The following is a 14,371-nucleotide window of genomic DNA, read 5'->3' as shown; positions in this document are numbered from 1 at the left end:
CGCTTAAGCCTCTCCCTTCATCGCTTCCAGCACGTCTCGAACCGATTGCGACGCAATCTGCTTATTGATCTCGACCTTCCCGATCTCCGTCGGGACGATGAACACCATCTGGCCTTCCCGGAACTTCTTGTCATGCATCATCACGTTCATGATGTCGTTCACATCGAGGTTCGCCGGTATCCGGACTTGCAAGCCGAGCTTGCGCAAGGCCCGCTCCGTCACGGTGAAGATCTCCGGATCGTTGCCCAAATTCACCGACAGCCTGGCCGCGCACACCATGCCGATCGCGATCGCTTCTCCGTGCAGCAGCTCGCCATAGCCGGCCACCGCCTCGAACGCGTGACCGAATGTATGGCCCAGGTTCAGCCAGGCGCGGATGCCATCTTCCCGCTCGTCATTCGATACGACATAAGCCTTCACCTTACAGCCCTCATAGAGCGCATGCTCCAGCGCCTCTGGCTCAAGCGCGAGCAACGCATCCGCATGCGCCTCGAACCACTCGACGAAACTGCGGTTCAAGATGAAGCCTTCCTTGATCAGCTCGGCAAGTCCCGCCCGCACCTCCCGTGGAGGGAGCGACTGCAGCGTCGCGATGTCGTACAGGACGAACTCCGGCTGATGAAAGGCGCCGATGATGTTCTTCGCGCGCGGATGGTTGACCGCGACCTTGCCGCCGACGCTGCTGTCGTGGGCCAGGATGGTCGTCGGCATCTGCACGAAGCGGATGCCGCGCATGTAGCTGGCGGCCGCGAAGCCGGCCAAGTCGCCGACGACGCCGCCCCCGAGCGCCACGATCGTCGAGCTGCGGTCGAGACCGGCCTCCAGGCCGGCGGACACGAGCTCTTCGAGCATCGCAAGCGACTTCGACGTCTCGCCGGACGGCACGATGCGGGTCGCGACTATATACCCGCCCTCCCGCAGTGCCCCGGCGACCCGATCAATGTAGCGAGGTCCGACCTGATCGTCGCTTACGATAAGAATCGGCGATTTCAAGCCGATGCCGTGCTGCTGGAAGTAGGCGGCCGCCTGCTCCAGCAAGCCCGCACCGATATAGATCGGATAAGATCGATCTCCCAATTCGACCTTCAGCTGCTTCATCCTAGTAGGCCCTCACTTGAGCCATGTAGTTCTCGTAGTTCGCGCGGATCTCCTCCAGGGAGTCTCCTCCGAACTTTTCCATGAAGGCGCGGGCGACTTCCCACGCCACGACGCTCTCCATGACGACTCCGGCCGCGGGCACCGCACATGTATCGGAGCGCTCTACCTGAGCGGTGAACGCTTCCTTCGTGTCGATGTCTACGCTCTGCAGCGGCTTGTACAACGTCGAGATCGGCTTCATGACGCCGCGGACGACGATCGGCATCCCGGTCGTCATCCCGCCTTCGATGCCACCGGCCCGGTTCGTGGACCGGCGGAATTCGCCGTTCTCGCTGTAGATGATCTCGTCATGCACCTTCGATCCGTTCCGATTCGCCGCTTCGAATCCGATGCCGAATTCGACACCTTTGAACGCCTGGATCGAGAGCACGGCCTGCGCGATCCGTCCGTCGATCTTGCGGTCCCATTGCACGTGGCTGCCGAGTCCGACCGGGCAGCCCTCGACGATGACTTCGACTACACCGCCCAGCGTGTCACCGTCCTTCTTCGCCTGGTCGATCGCGGCGATAATCTTCTCCTCTGCGTTCTTATCGACTACGCGGACCGGGGATTCTTCCGTCACGCGGCGCAGCTCTTCGAGCGGGAGCTCTTGACGCTCGACCTGGATGCCACCGATCGAGATGACTTGACTCGCGACCTTGATCCCGAACTGCTCCAGCAGCTGACGGGCAATCGCCCCGCACGCAACGCGGACCGTCGTCTCGCGGGCGCTCGAGCGCTCCAGGATGTTGCGCATGTCGCGCTGGTTGTACTTCAGGCCGCCGTTCAAATCGGCGTGGCCCGGACGCGGACGGTTCAGCCGGCGCTTGCCTTCGCTGCCTTCCTCGACGTCCTCGATGCTCATGACGGTCGTCCAAGCTTTCCAATCCTTGTTCTCGACCACAAGTGCGATCGGAGCTCCGGTCGTCTTCCCGTGGCGCACGCCGCCCAGGAGCTGGGCCGCATCCTTCTCGATCTGCATCCGCTTGCCGCGTCCGTATCCTTTTTGCCGGCGCTCCAGCTGTTCATTTATCGGTTCCGCCGTAAGCGGCAAATTGCTCGGCATCCCTTCCACAATCGCGGTTAGCTGCGGGCCATGGGTTTCCCCCGCCGTTAAGTATCTCATTCTAAACGTTCTCCCTTCGTTTGCCAGCCGATGTTCACAATTGCTTTAGCGCTTTGCTGTACAAGTCTTCTGCTAATTATAGTACAGGCTCCCCGGTTTGACAATAAACGTGTGCGACCCCACGCCCGCGCTTATCCGCACCAACAAAAAACGCGTCCGGCGTCCCTGAGCCCAGGGTATCGCCGTAACGCGCTTCCTGCATTGCGATCCTTCGATTATCCGTTGACCGGCTGAGAGACGATCCGATGCGGCTCCGACCATTTCGGATCGTTGACCATGCCCGCCACCTGCTGCATCGAGTCGATGCCCAAGATTTGCGCGCATTCCTGAATCGTGATCATGCCTCTCCGATACGCCATGATAACCTTTCGTTTGTCCATGCCAGACCCTCCGTCACAATCGCTTCTAGCTGCCAGTGATTGTTATTTGGTTCTAGTATGTATATAAATGGAAAGATATATACGGCCGCATCACCGTTTTCTGCGATAAAAGAACGTCTCCGCCGGCTCCAGGTCATATTGCCCCGGGGTGAAAATTTGCTCCGTGCTGCCAACAAAGAGAATCCCGCCGGGTTTTAGCGCGCGGCTGAATTTCAGGTACAGCTGGTGCTTCGCCTCTTCCGTAAAGTAGATCATTACGTTGCGGCAGATGATCAGGTCGAACGAGACGTCGAACGGGTCGTGCAGCAAATTTTGCTTCCGGTACTGCACCGATCGCTTCAGCGAGTCGCTGATGCGCATCAAATGGTCTTGGTGCGTGAAATATTTGCGTATGTACTTATCCGGCACATCCCGAACGGAACGGTCCATGTAGACGCCCTGCTGCGCCTTCTCCAACGCGCCTTCGTCGAGATCGGTCGCCAGGATGCTTGCTTGCGTCAGCCATCCGTTCTCCGCCAAGATCATGGCGAGCGTGTAAGGCTCTTCCCCGGTGCTGCAGGCGGCGCTCCAGCACTTGATCCGGGACGACTCGCGCGCGAGCTCGGGTAAAAACTTCGCCTCCAGCACTTCCCACCGGTTCGGATTGCGCCAAAACTCGGACACGTTAATCGTCATCCGGTCCAGGAACTCGTAATAGAGCTCCCGATCCTTCATCATGCCGTCGAAAAACGCCGTGAACGAGGCGAATCCTCGTTTTGAATACAGTGTCGTCAACCGGCGCTTCATCTGGGCTTCCTTGTACTGGGCCAGGTCGATGGCCGAATGCTGCTTCACTTTGCGTATAAATGCGGCGAAATCCTGGTCTTCCTGCTCCAAAACGGATCACTCTCCTGATGTAAAAACCCGCATTGCGATACGGCAGCCTCATCGGCAAAATCTTTTTGCTTTGCGGGGGCCCGACAATGCGGTACATACATATTCAATACGGGAGAGGGAATTCCTGCTTGGGCCTAACAAACCAAAACCGCCCGGGAACCCGGACGGCTATGAGGCACCACATATTCAAATCCACTTCTGGATCACTTTCGTGTATGTAAGCAGCTCCTCGGGGCGGAAGAACAAATTGATCTCGCGCGTGGCGTTCTCCGGAGAATCGGAGCCGTGGATGATGTTCCGGTTCGTATGGATGGCGAAGTCGCCGCGAATCGTGCCGGGGACCGCCTCCAGCGTATTCGTCTTCCCCATCATGATCCGGGACAATGCGATCACTTGATCGCCTTCCCATACCATGGCGAAGACGGGACCGGACGTGATGAACTGCATCAGATCCTCATAGTACGGCCGGCCTACATGCTCGGCATAATGCTTCTCGGCGAGTTCCTTCGACACTTGCATCAGCTTGCAGCCGACGAGCTGGAAGCCTCTGCGTTCGAACCGGCTCACGACTTCCCCGATCAGACCGCGCTCGACGCCGTCCGGCTTGATCATCAAAAACGTTCTTTCCATTGTTCATGCCCTCCTCGGATGGTTGAGATTCGATGGATGCCCCTAATGGGCGGTGTATCTTCCATTGTAGGCGGTTCCGCCGCTTCGCATACTCGCCCGGAGGCTTAATACGAGCGGTCACCAATGAAATGGGCGATGTCGATCAGGTCGCGCTTGGCCCGAATGTTCGGCAGCCGGTCAAGCGCCCGGATCGCTTTGTCAATGTAACGGGCCGAAATCGCGTCGGCCACCTCGATCCCGCGGCTCCCGCGGATTAAGGCGAGGAACGGCTCTACGTTCGTCTGCCCGTCCGCCTCTTGAATCCGCGCAATCTCCGCCAGGATGTCGTCGCGAAGCCCGGGCTCCTGCAAGGCGAGCAGCACCGGCAACGTAATGTTGCCTTGCTTGATATCGCTGCCGGGCGGCTTGCCCAGCTGCTTCTCCGTCCCGGTCAAGTCCAGGATGTCGTCGCGAATCTGGAAGGCCATGCCGACGTTGTAGCCGAACTTGTATAAAAGCTGGCTCACTTCGTCCGCGGCCTCCGAGGCGATCGCCCCGAGCTGGCAGCTGATGGCGATGAGCAGCGCCGTCTTGCGCCGGATGCGCAGCAGATAGGTCCGGATCGTCTGGTTCGATTCGAAGAACCAGCGAATCTGCTCCATCTCGCCGATCGACATCTCGACGATCGCCTTGGAGAGGATCTGATGGATCCGCGGATTCGGCAATTGCGTCACGACGGTCAGCGCTTTGGCGAATATATAGTCCCCAGTGTACATCGCGATCCGATTGTCCCATTTGGAACGAACCGTAAGCTGCCCCCGTCGCGTATTCGCATCGTCGATCACGTCGTCGTGCACGAGCGAAGCCATGTGGATGAGCTCCAGGGGGACTGCGATTTTTTTCGCCCGCTCCAGATCGTACTGGCCGAACTGATTGGACAGCAGGACGAACACCGGACGAATCCGCTTGCCGCCGGCTTTCAGCAAATGCAGGGACGTTTCTCTTAGTAAAGGCTGGTCCGAGTAAATGCTGTCCTCAAGCTCCCGCTCGATCTGCGCGATCTCTTTTTTCATGCGGGCGTAAATATCCATTAGTTTCATTCGTTCACCTGACTCTGGTTTTATCAGTCCAAAATTGCAGCGGCACGTCCTTCTGCAAGTAGCCGAGCTCATGGGCGTACCGGAAGTACAAGCTCAGCCCTTGCTGCTGGATGTCGCCAAAATCGTGGTTCAAATGCTGAAAATAATGGCGCCAATATTCCGCTTCCCCGCCTACGACGGCTTGGGCGCTGGCGATGATCGAAGCCGGATTGGCCGCCCCGATCCGTTTGCTCTCCATAAACGCCTCATGGATCTCAGCGATCGTCCCGGGAAATCGCTGAATCGTCTCCTTGCGAACCGCCCACACCGCAAACGTCATCCCGTAGTCGGTCAAGTCGCGCCATTCGCGCCCCAGGTCGGTGACCATGTAGCCATGATCGGTCCAGCTCGCGCGGATCGCGTCGTCGCCTATGAGCAGGGCGGCATCCATATGTTCCATCATATCCGTTAAGGAAGGGGGCGCATACTCGTAGTGCGGGGCAATTCCGTAAAACTTGTGCAAGATGATCTTCAGCAAATTCACCGATGTCGCGGATGTCGTCGGCAGCGCGATGTGCGCACCGTCCAGCTCCCGAAGCGGCGCCCGGTGGAACAGCAGGATGGAATTCACGTCCCGGTTCGCGCTGACGGACAAATTCGGATACAGCTCATATTGCTCGAACGACTCTCCGTACGCGAACGAAGAAATCGCCCCCATGTCGATGGCACCCTCGCGCATCGCCTTGTTCAAACCGCTCGGCACCGTCTCGATCCATTCCAATCGGCCTTCGAACCGGTCATGGGGAAAATGATGGTAGATGGGCCATACGTTCGTATAGTTGATTTTTCCGATGCGGATACGTCTTGTCATTGGTGTCACTCCTCCCCCCATCGGCGGTACAAATGATGTTCGATCTCCATGCTGTCCAGCAGCTTGCCTACCATAAAATCAACGAGCTCGTCCATCGATCTCGGCTTCTGATAAAACGCCGGCATAGCCGGGATGATGCGTACGCCCATCCGGGCCAGCTTCAGCATGTTCTCCAGATGGATCGCGTGCAGGGGCGTCTCGCGCGGGACGACGAGGAGCCTCCGTCCCTCCTTGAGCGTCACGTCTGCGGCGCGCTCGAGCAGGTTGTCCGACGCACCGTTCGCGATGCCGGACAGCGTCCCCATGCTGCAGGGTACGATGACCATGCCGGCCGTCAGGAACGAACCGCTCGCCACGCTGGCCCCGATATCCTGATTCGGGTAGTAGCGCACCCTTCCGTCGAACTTTTCCTGCAGCGTCTCCTGCCTGCGCGCCGCGTTCCACCCGAGCTCCTCGTGCAGCACCCTCCACCCGGCGTCGGTAATGACTGCATGGACCGGGATGCCGGAGTCGAGCAGCACTTCGATCAACCGGGTGCCGTAGACCGCTCCGCTCGCACCGGTTATGCCCACGATCCAGGGTTTGACCTTGCCTCCGCTTACCATACGTAATGCACCGCCAGGTCGATGCAGGTGAACGTGAAGATGACGATGCTCAGCACCCCGTTCATTGTGAAGAACGCGGTGTTCAGCTTGCTCAGATTGGACGGTTTCACGATCAGATGCTCATAGATCAGCAGCCCGTAGGAAATGATAACCCCGACGAAGTATAGCCAGCTCAGTTCGTTCACGAGCAGGAACAGGCACAGGAACCCGACCGCCGTCAGGAAATGGAACCCTTTGGCCATCCAGAGCGCCCTAGCCACACCGAAGCGCTGCGGAATCGAGTGCAGCCCGGCCTGCCGGTCGAAGTCGACATCCTGGCAAGCGTAGATGACGTCGAAGCCGGCCGTCCACAGCGCGACACTCACATACAGCAGCAGCGCGTAGCCGTCGATGCGGCCGGTTACGGCCACCCATCCGCCTAAAGGCGCCAGAGCTATCGTCAACCCCAGGATGAGATGGCAGGCCCACGTGAAGCGTTTCGTGTAAGAATAGAAGACGAGCATAAAAACGGCCAATGGAAGCAGCTGAATGGCCAGCGTGCTCAAATTGGCGGTCGCAACGAATAAAACGATGAAGGACACGATCACGAACAGGATGACTTCCTTGGAAGATAACAGCCCCGCGGGAATCGCTCTTCTCGCCGTCCGGGGATTATTCTTGTCGAACGTCTTGTCGATGATCCGGTTCAACCCCATAGCCGCGCTTCGCGCGCCAACCATCGCCAGGATGATCCACCCGATCTGCGCCCAGGACGGCAAATGGCCGTGACCGATCACCGCTCCGAGCATGGCGCCCATAAAGGCGAACGGAAGCGCAAACACCGTATGCTCGAATTTGATCATCTCTAGAAACGTAACCAGCTTATTGCTTCTCATGCCTCTCTCCCCGTTTCTCCTTGATCCCGATATGCAGCGCCGCCACTCCGAAGAACAGCGGATTCACGCTCACGTCCCGAAGCCCGATCTCACGAAAAATACCCGCCAGCTGCTTATGGTCGGGAAAATGAATGAGCGACTCCGGGAGCCACTTGTATTGTTCGTAACGTTTGGCGACCAGCTTGCCGATGAGCGGCAATATCCGCTGGAAGTAGAAGTAATAGAGCGACTTGAACGGCTGCCACGTCGGTTTCGATAGCTCGAGCGACACGACCAGGCCGCCCGGCTTCACGACGCGCTGCATCTCCTTCAGCACCTGCACGAGATCGGGCACATTGCGCAGCGCGAAGCCGATCGTCGCGTAGTCGAACGTGTCGTCCTCGAACGGGAGCTCCATCGCGTTCCCCTGCACGAGCCGGATCTGCTTGTCCATCCCGAGCTTCTCCAGCTTGTGCTGCCCGTACTCGAGCATGTTGCGGCTGAAGTCGAGGCCGGTAATCGCCCCGGTCCCGCTCGCCTCCGCGAGACTGATCGTCCAATCCGCCGTCCCGCAGCAGACGTCCAGCGCTGTGGAGCCGGGCTGAACGTCCATCTTCCTCATCGTGAACTTCCGCCATGCCTTATGGCGCCGGAAGCTCAGGATATCGTTCATCAGATCGTACTTCGGCGCGATGTTCTCGAAGACCGAGTGTACGAACTGTTCCTTCGACGTTTTCATCTCCACCCGCTCCTCACCCTTCCTCTAGCGCCTTGGGCGCCGTCAAGTACCGGGTAAACGGCTCGCCGATCCGGTATAAATCCTGCATCAGCTTGTCCGAATCCAGTTGGCGGATTTTCTCGGACACGTGCTTGAACTGCGATTCCAGCATCTGGAGCAAAAGAACCTTCACATTGTACTTGAGCAAGAGCGGCCGCCACTTCGACTGGTCCGCCTCGTCCTGCTGCTGCAGCTGGCGTTTCTCTTCCTTCGTCCCGGACTGCATGATGTGCCAGAACGCCCAACTAAGCCGGAACCCGCTGCCGGACTCCAGCTTTTTGATCTCTTCCAGGATGAATTCGCACGACGCAAAGCTGCTGAGCAAATCCGGCCAGTTGTGGTGCACCACGCCGTCCATCTGCTTGGAGAACGAAGCGTACAGCTGCGACCGGATCGTCACGGATTGATGCAAGTATTCCTCGGCCGTCAGCTTCAATTGCCGCATCTTGGCATACAAATTCATCTTCAGCCGGTTCACCTCGCAGATCGCGGAGGACAGCTGCCGGATCATCTCGACCTGTCCGGCCTGGGACAGCAGATGGTAGAACCGGCTGCTGAAATAGTCGCCGGCCAGCACCTTGAGCTGCCGGGCCCGGGCTTCCTTCTTCTCCTTGCGGTCGTTCGTCACTGGAATCAGCTCGTGCGTGTCCAGCCCCAGCTGGGCCAGCGACGTCACGAGCGCGAACAGCTCGCTCTCCCGGATGAACGAGGAGCTCTTGTTCAGCATCGTATACAACAGTTCCGTCCGCATGTTCGGAAACGCGGGCAGCTCCGTATTGGCCTGGATCATGTCGTACTGGGTATATTTTTTAGCCGTATCCTCGATTGAGTAAGTGTCCATGCCTGCCTCCGTACCACGACCGTTGTCTTTTCACGCCATTTCGATATTATATCACAATCGCAAGGCCGACGCACATTCTATTGTACGCCTTCACTTCGTACGCCGGTCAAGCCATGTTGGAGTAAAAGTAAGACGAAAATGTGAACTTACATACTGTTCCGCGTTCGTCGTCCCGTTCGCTCCTGAAGCGGCCCCCGCTTTTTTCAAATCTTCCCTTCTCGCCTCCATCGCCACGAGCAGCTGCTGCGAGCCGCCGCCCCCGCTTGGCTGCTCCATGATGCGCACGAGCAGCTGATTCACGTTCCGGGTGCCGTTCAGGCTCAGTTTGGATAACGTATAGAGATCGCGGTAGATGAAATCCGGATCAGCCTGGCCGTGCTTCGCCTTCAGATCGATGGACAAAATCGAATCGCTCCACTCCACGTGGCCGATATCCATGAAGAGCGGCTGGCGGACAAGCAGATCGACCAAATTGCGATCCGTGAGCGTACGGGTCGCCTCGGTCTGGAACACCGCTTCCTCCTTCCCTTGCTGTCGGGACGCCGACTCGAGCTGCGGCAGCCATGATAAGCCGAACGCGATCCCGATCGACACGATCGCTACGACGAGCAAACTGGTCATCCCTCGCATTGGGGCACCCACCTCCGGAAAATAGGCCAACCATCTCCTCTTATCATTGTACAAATAAAAAAAGCAGGCTATGCCTGCTGCCCGCTTTTTTACTTTATTCATCCGTATTGATCGTGCCGTGCCGCGTCATGATTAGCGCCTTGCCTCTCACCTTGACTGCGGAAGTATGCTCCGTGAACTGGGCGATCATCACTTCGCCCTTGTCCAGCTTCTCGGTATGATGAAACCGGGTATCGTGTCCGCGAGTGAGCCCGATGACATGCACGCCGTTCTCCTTCGCCTTGATTACGAAATAATCGCCTTGCGTATCCATTGCGACACCTGCCTATTGCGAATAATGGGTTAGGTTCATCATGTCGCAAATCGGCGGCAATGTCAACTGAATGTCCGCAGAACAATAACGGCGTTGTGGCCGCCGAAGCCGAACGAATTCGAGATGCCTACGGCTAGAGGAATGCGTCGCGCCTCTTGCGGGACATAGTCAAGGTCGCAGTCCGGATCCGGGTTCGCCAGATTGAGGGTCGGAGGTATGACACCTTCTTGCAGGCTCTTCGCCAAGACGATCGCCTCTACGCCGCCCGCCGCGCCCAGCATGTGGCCGAGCATCGATTTGTTGGCCGTGACGGGCACGCGATATGCATCCGAACCGAACACCTGTTTGATCGCGATCGTTTCCGATTTGTCGCCGAGCTCCGTGCTGGTCGCGTGGGCACTGATGACGTCCACATCGCCCGGCGCGACGTTCGCCTCCCGCAGCGCCGCTCGCATCGCTTGGGCGGCTCCCCGTCCTTCCGGGTGAGTCGCGACCACATGATACGCATCCGAGCTGGCCCCGTAGCCGATGACTTCGGCATAGATGGTGGCCCCTCTCGCCAGGGCATGCGACAGCGATTCCAGGACGAGGATGCCCGCCCCCTCGGCCATGACAAAGCCGTCCCGTCCCGCGTCGAACGGACGGCTCGCCGCCGCCGGATCGTCGTTGCGGGCCGATAACGCCGTCGCGTTGGAGAAGCTGGCGAGCGACAGTTCATTGACGGCGGCTTCCGCGCCGCCGGCGAGCATCACATCCGCGATCCCATACCGGATCAAGCGGAACGCCTCGCCGATCGCGGTGTTCCCGATCGAGCAGGCGGTGACGGGGGACAGGCTCGGGCCGTATGCCCCGAATCGAATGCTGATCATGGCTGCGGCCATGTTCGAGATCATCATGGGGACGAGCAGGGGGCTGACCCGGTCCGGACCGCGATCCCTGAGCACGGCGTCCTGCTCCAGCAGTGTGTCAAGCCCCCCGATGCCGGAGCCGACGTATACCCCGAAGCGCTCCTTGTCCAGCTGTTCGAGCGACAAGCCCGAGTCCGATACCGCATCCTCCGCAGCGGCGACGGCGTATTGGCAGAACCGGTCCATCCGGCGCGCTTCCTTGCGTCCGAACCGGGCGTCGGCGTCGAACTCGCGGACGAGGCCGGCAATGCGGGTTTTGTGCGTGCTTGTATCGAACGTGTCAATATGGGAGATGCCCGATTGGCCTTGCACGATCCGACTCCACAAAGTATTCACATCATTCCCTAATGGGGTGACGGCTCCCATACCGGTAATCACTACGCGCTCCATTCGAACTCCTCCTCGTATAGTTGCCTCGCTTGATTACCTTCATCTTGCCACGCACAATATCCTATTACAAGTTGTCAATTATACTAGTATAATAAGTAATAGGATACGCCCGGAAAGGAAGAATGATGGATGCAAAATCAAACCCGACTACAAGCCTTATCCGCCTTTCTGAAAGCGCAAAGAGCCCATGTGACCCCACAGTCCGTCGGAATGCCGGCCGGCATCCGCAGAAGAACGCCCGGCTTGAGAAGGGAAGAAGTCGCTCAACTCGCCGGGGTCAGCACGACCTGGTACACTTGGCTGGAGCAAGGACGGGACATCAAGGTTTCGGCACCGGTCTTGGAGAGTATCGCCTCCGCCTTGCAGCTTACGGTAGACGAGCGCAAGTATTTGTTCGCTCTGGCGCTAGATACCGGCATGGGCGTGACCTCCCATAGGGAAGAAACACCGCAGATCAGCCTCTCGCTGCAAAAAATTTTGCAGGAGCTTAAGATTTGTCCGACGATTATTTCCGACCGGCGCTGCAACATCGTCGCTTGGAATGAAGCGGCCTCGCACGTGTTTCTGGACTTCGAGCGGATCCCGCCCGAAGAACGCAATTTGATCCGTCTGCTGTTCTCTCGCAAGGAGCTCCGCCGGCTGGCGGTTAATTGGGAGCACTTCGTCAGCGGCTTTCTCGCAATCTTCCGCGCCTATTACGGCCAATACGTGGAGGATGACTGGTATGACCGTTTTCTGAAGGAAATGAGCGGGGTACATCCGGATTTCGATCGGCTCTGGGCCGAGTCCGAGGTGAGCTCCGCCCCGGAGGTGCTGCTGCATTTCCGGCATTCCAAAGCGGGTCCGATGCAGTTTCATCTGACGTCCCTGCAAGTTCAAGGTGCGGCCGAGCTGCGATGCAGCATCTATACGCCGGCCCCGGACACGACGACGGAGGCGAAGCTGAGCAAGCTTATGGCCGGCAGCACCTAACGAAAAAGCACTTTCCAATGATCATTGATCAACGGAAAGTGCTTTTTGAGCTGAAAACGGAATCGGAGTAACACGATTCGAACGTGCGACCTCACCCACCCCAAGGGTGCGCGCTACCAGGCTAGGACGTATGAAAGTATGAAATAGTTCTGTCCTTCTTCCTTTATAATAGGAAAAGAGCCCCGTTAGGAGCTCTGTTTCTGAACCTTAATTAGATTGGATACCGTATCGATAAATTCGTCGTACGCACCATCGTTATGAACAGATAATTGCTGGACCAGTTTGGATATTTGCTCAGGTGTAGCGTGATCGATCCATTGCCTGAATTTCATGCATCCTCCTAGATTGGAGGGCAAAGCCGTTTACATTCATGATGTATCGGTTATAATTGTATGTATTGGGGCGTTGCCCTCTGAGTGGATTCCTCTTCCAACCGGCCAAGGTTATTGGGAAGAGACATTGATCGTCTTCTTATGAAGGCGATTTTTTATTTCACAAGATTGAGGTAGCGTGGAGTCTTTTTTCGTACTTCTGTTATTTCACCGGTCTTGTTGTCTTTTAGGTATTTCTTCCGTCCCTCGCCTTCTAGCAACGTATAACCGTAGATTCCTTTCTCCTCCATGAATTCTTCCATAATTCCTTTTTGTCCTTGTGATCGGCGAATGTCGCTAAAGATCGATAAGTTAATAACATTGAACGTTCTCAAGTCAGGGTTCATGAAATCCCAGAGAAGCCTTTCGAGACGATCCCCGATCTTAATATCTCGTCCAATTTTGTCCAATTCCTTGCGAACAAAGAGGTAATCTTTGATTCCGTAACGCTTTCCATCATACGTTTTCTCGATCGGAAAAATGTTCTCCAATTCATCCGGTGAAAGTGTGGACATAGCCGCTTTGACGAATTCCATTTGGTTTAACTTTTTTATCAACTGTTCGGAGTCCTGTTTCTTATCTTCGTGCAGGTTCATCATCTTTACACCGTAAAGAACAATTTGTTTTCGGTCGGAAAGCTTTGCTGTTTGGATTGTTTGATCAGAATCTATGACCCGCTTGAGCACCTTAGCAAACGCCTCTAAGTACATCATGAACATATCCGGTCGTTGCTTATTAGACTTTTCGACAATCGACAAACTTGTGTTAGATTTCATTTTATTTCGCATCCCCATACTCCTTATCAATGTTCGCCTTAATGCCCAATCTAGTTAAATTTTCATGGATGAATAACCTTCCTCGTTGAGTCCATTGTGTATTCATTACTATATCCGGTGTTCCATCCTTGTGTTTGATCGGGAAAGAATACGATTGCGTATAACCCTTGTCCGCATATTTCGCATAAAGAACCCATTGTTTGTTAACTTGATACTGGATGCCAAGATCTTTAAGGATCTTGTTTAGTTCGGCCCCGGATAGTCCGTAGTCCTTGGCTATTTGAGTGGTTGTTACAAGACCTTTTGATTGCAGAATGATATCTACGTATTTTGCTTTGTCCTCGTACTGTAACGCTTTTTTCTCAGCTTCTATTCTCCGGTCACGCTCTTCCTTCATGGCGGTAGCCAATTTGATCAGAGTATCTGGGTTTGTGAGCACTTCTTCTATTTTATCGGATGTTAGATACGCCCCATGTTTTTGAACTGATGGTATCATTTCCTCGTACAACCAGTCTTGGAAAGGCGCTGCTTTTGGCATTTCAGACTTTCCTAAGACACGGTTGAGTGCCAAATTTGTAATAAATGTTTCCCCCGTGTTGTTCAATTTCGTTTTCGCCGTATTAGCGAAATCGGAATTTTTGACTTTAAATACCTGCTCAGGTTTGCATAATTTAACGACATTCTCAGAACGTTCATAACCCAATATCGAACTAACATCTTTGACACGAATTAAGAAATCGCCTTTGAATTGGAACATTACATCATTTTTGAAAAGAATCACTACTTCATGTTCTCCCTCAAACAACATCAATTGATTATCCATTCGCCTTTCCTCCTTGTTATCCCTCGTTTTTG

General features: G+C 56.1%; 17 protein-coding genes. 1 reads left to right on the top strand and 16 read right to left on the bottom strand.

From position 1 onward, the window contains the following. Positions 1-3: 3 nt before the first annotated feature. The 14 genes from aroB to fabF form a co-directional block, all read right to left on the bottom strand. Entirely contained in the window at positions 4-1,098 is a 1,095-nt protein-coding gene (aroB, locus tag ACI5FR_RS22965; RefSeq protein WP_405458686.1) for a 3-dehydroquinate synthase, read from the bottom strand. Position 1,099: 1 nt separating this feature from the next. Further along, positions 1,100-2,263: a chorismate synthase gene (gene aroC, locus ACI5FR_RS22960; RefSeq protein ID WP_405458684.1), complete on the bottom strand. Its 1,164-nt coding sequence runs from the start codon at positions 2,261-2,263 to the stop codon at positions 1,100-1,102. A 215-nt stretch (positions 2,264-2,478) separates the two neighbouring features. Further along, on the bottom strand, positions 2,479-2,643 hold the full coding sequence (locus ACI5FR_RS22955) for a hypothetical protein (protein WP_405458681.1): 165 nt from the start codon (positions 2,641-2,643) through the stop codon (positions 2,479-2,481). Between the two features lie 90 nt (positions 2,644-2,733). Then, positions 2,734-3,519, bottom strand: a complete 786-nt coding sequence (locus ACI5FR_RS22950) for a CheR family methyltransferase (RefSeq protein ID WP_405458679.1) — start codon at positions 3,517-3,519, stop codon at positions 2,734-2,736. A 186-nt stretch (positions 3,520-3,705) separates the two neighbouring features. Beyond that, positions 3,706-4,149, bottom strand: coding sequence for a nucleoside-diphosphate kinase (gene ndk / locus ACI5FR_RS22945; protein ID WP_405458677.1), 444 nt, complete (start codon positions 4,147-4,149; stop codon positions 3,706-3,708). Between the two features lie 104 nt (positions 4,150-4,253). After that, on the bottom strand, positions 4,254-5,228 hold the full coding sequence (gene hepT, locus ACI5FR_RS22940; protein WP_405458675.1) for a heptaprenyl diphosphate synthase component II: 975 nt from the start codon (positions 5,226-5,228) through the stop codon (positions 4,254-4,256). A 4-nt stretch (positions 5,229-5,232) separates the two neighbouring features. Continuing rightward, positions 5,233-6,078, bottom strand: a complete 846-nt coding sequence (locus tag ACI5FR_RS22935; protein WP_405458673.1) for a menaquinone biosynthesis protein — start codon at positions 6,076-6,078, stop codon at positions 5,233-5,235. A 5-nt stretch (positions 6,079-6,083) separates the two neighbouring features. Continuing rightward, positions 6,084-6,683, bottom strand: coding sequence for a UbiX family flavin prenyltransferase (locus ACI5FR_RS22930; RefSeq protein ID WP_405458671.1), 600 nt, complete (start codon positions 6,681-6,683; stop codon positions 6,084-6,086). Further along, positions 6,677-7,558, bottom strand: coding sequence for a UbiA-like polyprenyltransferase (locus ACI5FR_RS22925; RefSeq protein WP_405458669.1), 882 nt, complete (start codon positions 7,556-7,558; stop codon positions 6,677-6,679). Before ACI5FR_RS22925 ends, ACI5FR_RS22930 begins: the two co-directional genes overlap by 7 nt. Continuing rightward, positions 7,545-8,276: a demethylmenaquinone methyltransferase gene (locus ACI5FR_RS22920; RefSeq protein WP_405458666.1), complete on the bottom strand. Its 732-nt coding sequence runs from the start codon at positions 8,274-8,276 to the stop codon at positions 7,545-7,547. Before ACI5FR_RS22920 ends, ACI5FR_RS22925 begins: the two co-directional genes overlap by 14 nt. Positions 8,277-8,289: 13 nt before the next feature. Continuing rightward, entirely contained in the window at positions 8,290-9,156 is an 867-nt protein-coding gene (locus tag ACI5FR_RS22915; RefSeq protein WP_405458664.1) for a heptaprenyl diphosphate synthase component 1, read from the bottom strand. A 90-nt stretch (positions 9,157-9,246) separates the two neighbouring features. After that, positions 9,247-9,786, bottom strand: a complete 540-nt coding sequence (locus tag ACI5FR_RS22910) for a hypothetical protein (protein WP_405458663.1) — start codon at positions 9,784-9,786, stop codon at positions 9,247-9,249. A 94-nt stretch (positions 9,787-9,880) separates the two neighbouring features. Continuing rightward, positions 9,881-10,099, bottom strand: a complete 219-nt coding sequence (gene mtrB / locus ACI5FR_RS22905; protein WP_405458661.1) for a trp RNA-binding attenuation protein MtrB — start codon at positions 10,097-10,099, stop codon at positions 9,881-9,883. Positions 10,100-10,161: 62 nt separating this feature from the next. After that, positions 10,162-11,397: a beta-ketoacyl-ACP synthase II gene (fabF, locus tag ACI5FR_RS22900; protein ID WP_405458660.1), complete on the bottom strand. Its 1,236-nt coding sequence runs from the start codon at positions 11,395-11,397 to the stop codon at positions 10,162-10,164. A 129-nt stretch (positions 11,398-11,526) separates the two neighbouring features. On the opposite strand from fabF, the gene ACI5FR_RS22895 reads away from it, so the two are divergent. Beyond that, positions 11,527-12,369, top strand: coding sequence for a helix-turn-helix transcriptional regulator (locus tag ACI5FR_RS22895; protein ID WP_405458657.1), 843 nt, complete (start codon positions 11,527-11,529; stop codon positions 12,367-12,369). 487 nt (positions 12,370-12,856) lie between these two features. Here the strand turns inward: ACI5FR_RS22895 and ACI5FR_RS22890 are convergent, their stop codons facing one another. Next, a complete protein-coding gene (locus ACI5FR_RS22890) occupies positions 12,857-13,516 on the bottom strand; it encodes a hypothetical protein (protein WP_405458655.1) in 660 nt (219 codons plus the stop codon). Between the two features lies 1 nt (position 13,517). Next, positions 13,518-14,339, bottom strand: coding sequence for a phage antirepressor (locus tag ACI5FR_RS22885; protein WP_405458653.1), 822 nt, complete (start codon positions 14,337-14,339; stop codon positions 13,518-13,520). Positions 14,340-14,371: the final 32 nt, after the last annotated feature.

Source organism: Paenibacillus sp. HJGM_3 (assembly GCF_045062745.1).
Classification (GTDB): Bacteria; Bacillota; Bacilli; order Paenibacillales; family NBRC-103111; genus Paenibacillus_AA.
Note: the sequence above shows the minus strand (reverse complement) of the source record. Positions and strands in the feature narration are given on the sequence as shown.

Excerpts from the sequence above, each read along its gene's own strand:
- ACI5FR_RS22885 (WP_405458653.1), bottom strand. The coding sequence starts at position 14,339 with ATGGATAATCAATTGATGTTGTTTGAGGGAGAACATGAAGTAGTGATT.
- fabF (WP_405458660.1), bottom strand. The coding sequence starts at position 11,397 with ATGGAGCGCGTAGTGATTACCGGTATGGGAGCCGTCACCCCATTAGGG.
- aroB (WP_405458686.1), bottom strand. The coding sequence starts at position 1,098 with ATGAAGCAGCTGAAGGTCGAATTGGGAGATCGATCTTATCCGATCTAT.
- aroC (WP_405458684.1), bottom strand. The coding sequence starts at position 2,263 with ATGAGATACTTAACGGCGGGGGAAACCCATGGCCCGCAGCTAACCGCG.
- ACI5FR_RS22955 (WP_405458681.1), bottom strand. The coding sequence starts at position 2,643 with ATGGACAAACGAAAGGTTATCATGGCGTATCGGAGAGGCATGATCACG.
- ACI5FR_RS22935 (WP_405458673.1), bottom strand. The coding sequence starts at position 6,078 with ATGACAAGACGTATCCGCATCGGAAAAATCAACTATACGAACGTATGG.
- mtrB (WP_405458661.1), bottom strand. The coding sequence starts at position 10,099 with ATGGATACGCAAGGCGATTATTTCGTAATCAAGGCGAAGGAGAACGGC.
- ACI5FR_RS22920 (WP_405458666.1), bottom strand. The coding sequence starts at position 8,276 with ATGAAAACGTCGAAGGAACAGTTCGTACACTCGGTCTTCGAGAACATC.
- ACI5FR_RS22910 (WP_405458663.1), bottom strand. The coding sequence starts at position 9,786 with ATGCGAGGGATGACCAGTTTGCTCGTCGTAGCGATCGTGTCGATCGGG.
- ACI5FR_RS22925 (WP_405458669.1), bottom strand. The coding sequence starts at position 7,558 with ATGAGAAGCAATAAGCTGGTTACGTTTCTAGAGATGATCAAATTCGAG.
- ndk (WP_405458677.1), bottom strand. The coding sequence starts at position 4,149 with ATGGAAAGAACGTTTTTGATGATCAAGCCGGACGGCGTCGAGCGCGGT.
- hepT (WP_405458675.1), bottom strand. The coding sequence starts at position 5,228 with ATGAAACTAATGGATATTTACGCCCGCATGAAAAAAGAGATCGCGCAG.
- ACI5FR_RS22890 (WP_405458655.1), bottom strand. The coding sequence starts at position 13,516 with ATGAAATCTAACACAAGTTTGTCGATTGTCGAAAAGTCTAATAAGCAA.
- ACI5FR_RS22930 (WP_405458671.1), bottom strand. The coding sequence starts at position 6,683 with ATGGTAAGCGGAGGCAAGGTCAAACCCTGGATCGTGGGCATAACCGGT.
- ACI5FR_RS22895 (WP_405458657.1), top strand. The coding sequence starts at position 11,527 with ATGCAAAATCAAACCCGACTACAAGCCTTATCCGCCTTTCTGAAAGCG.
- ACI5FR_RS22915 (WP_405458664.1), bottom strand. The coding sequence starts at position 9,156 with ATGGACACTTACTCAATCGAGGATACGGCTAAAAAATATACCCAGTAC.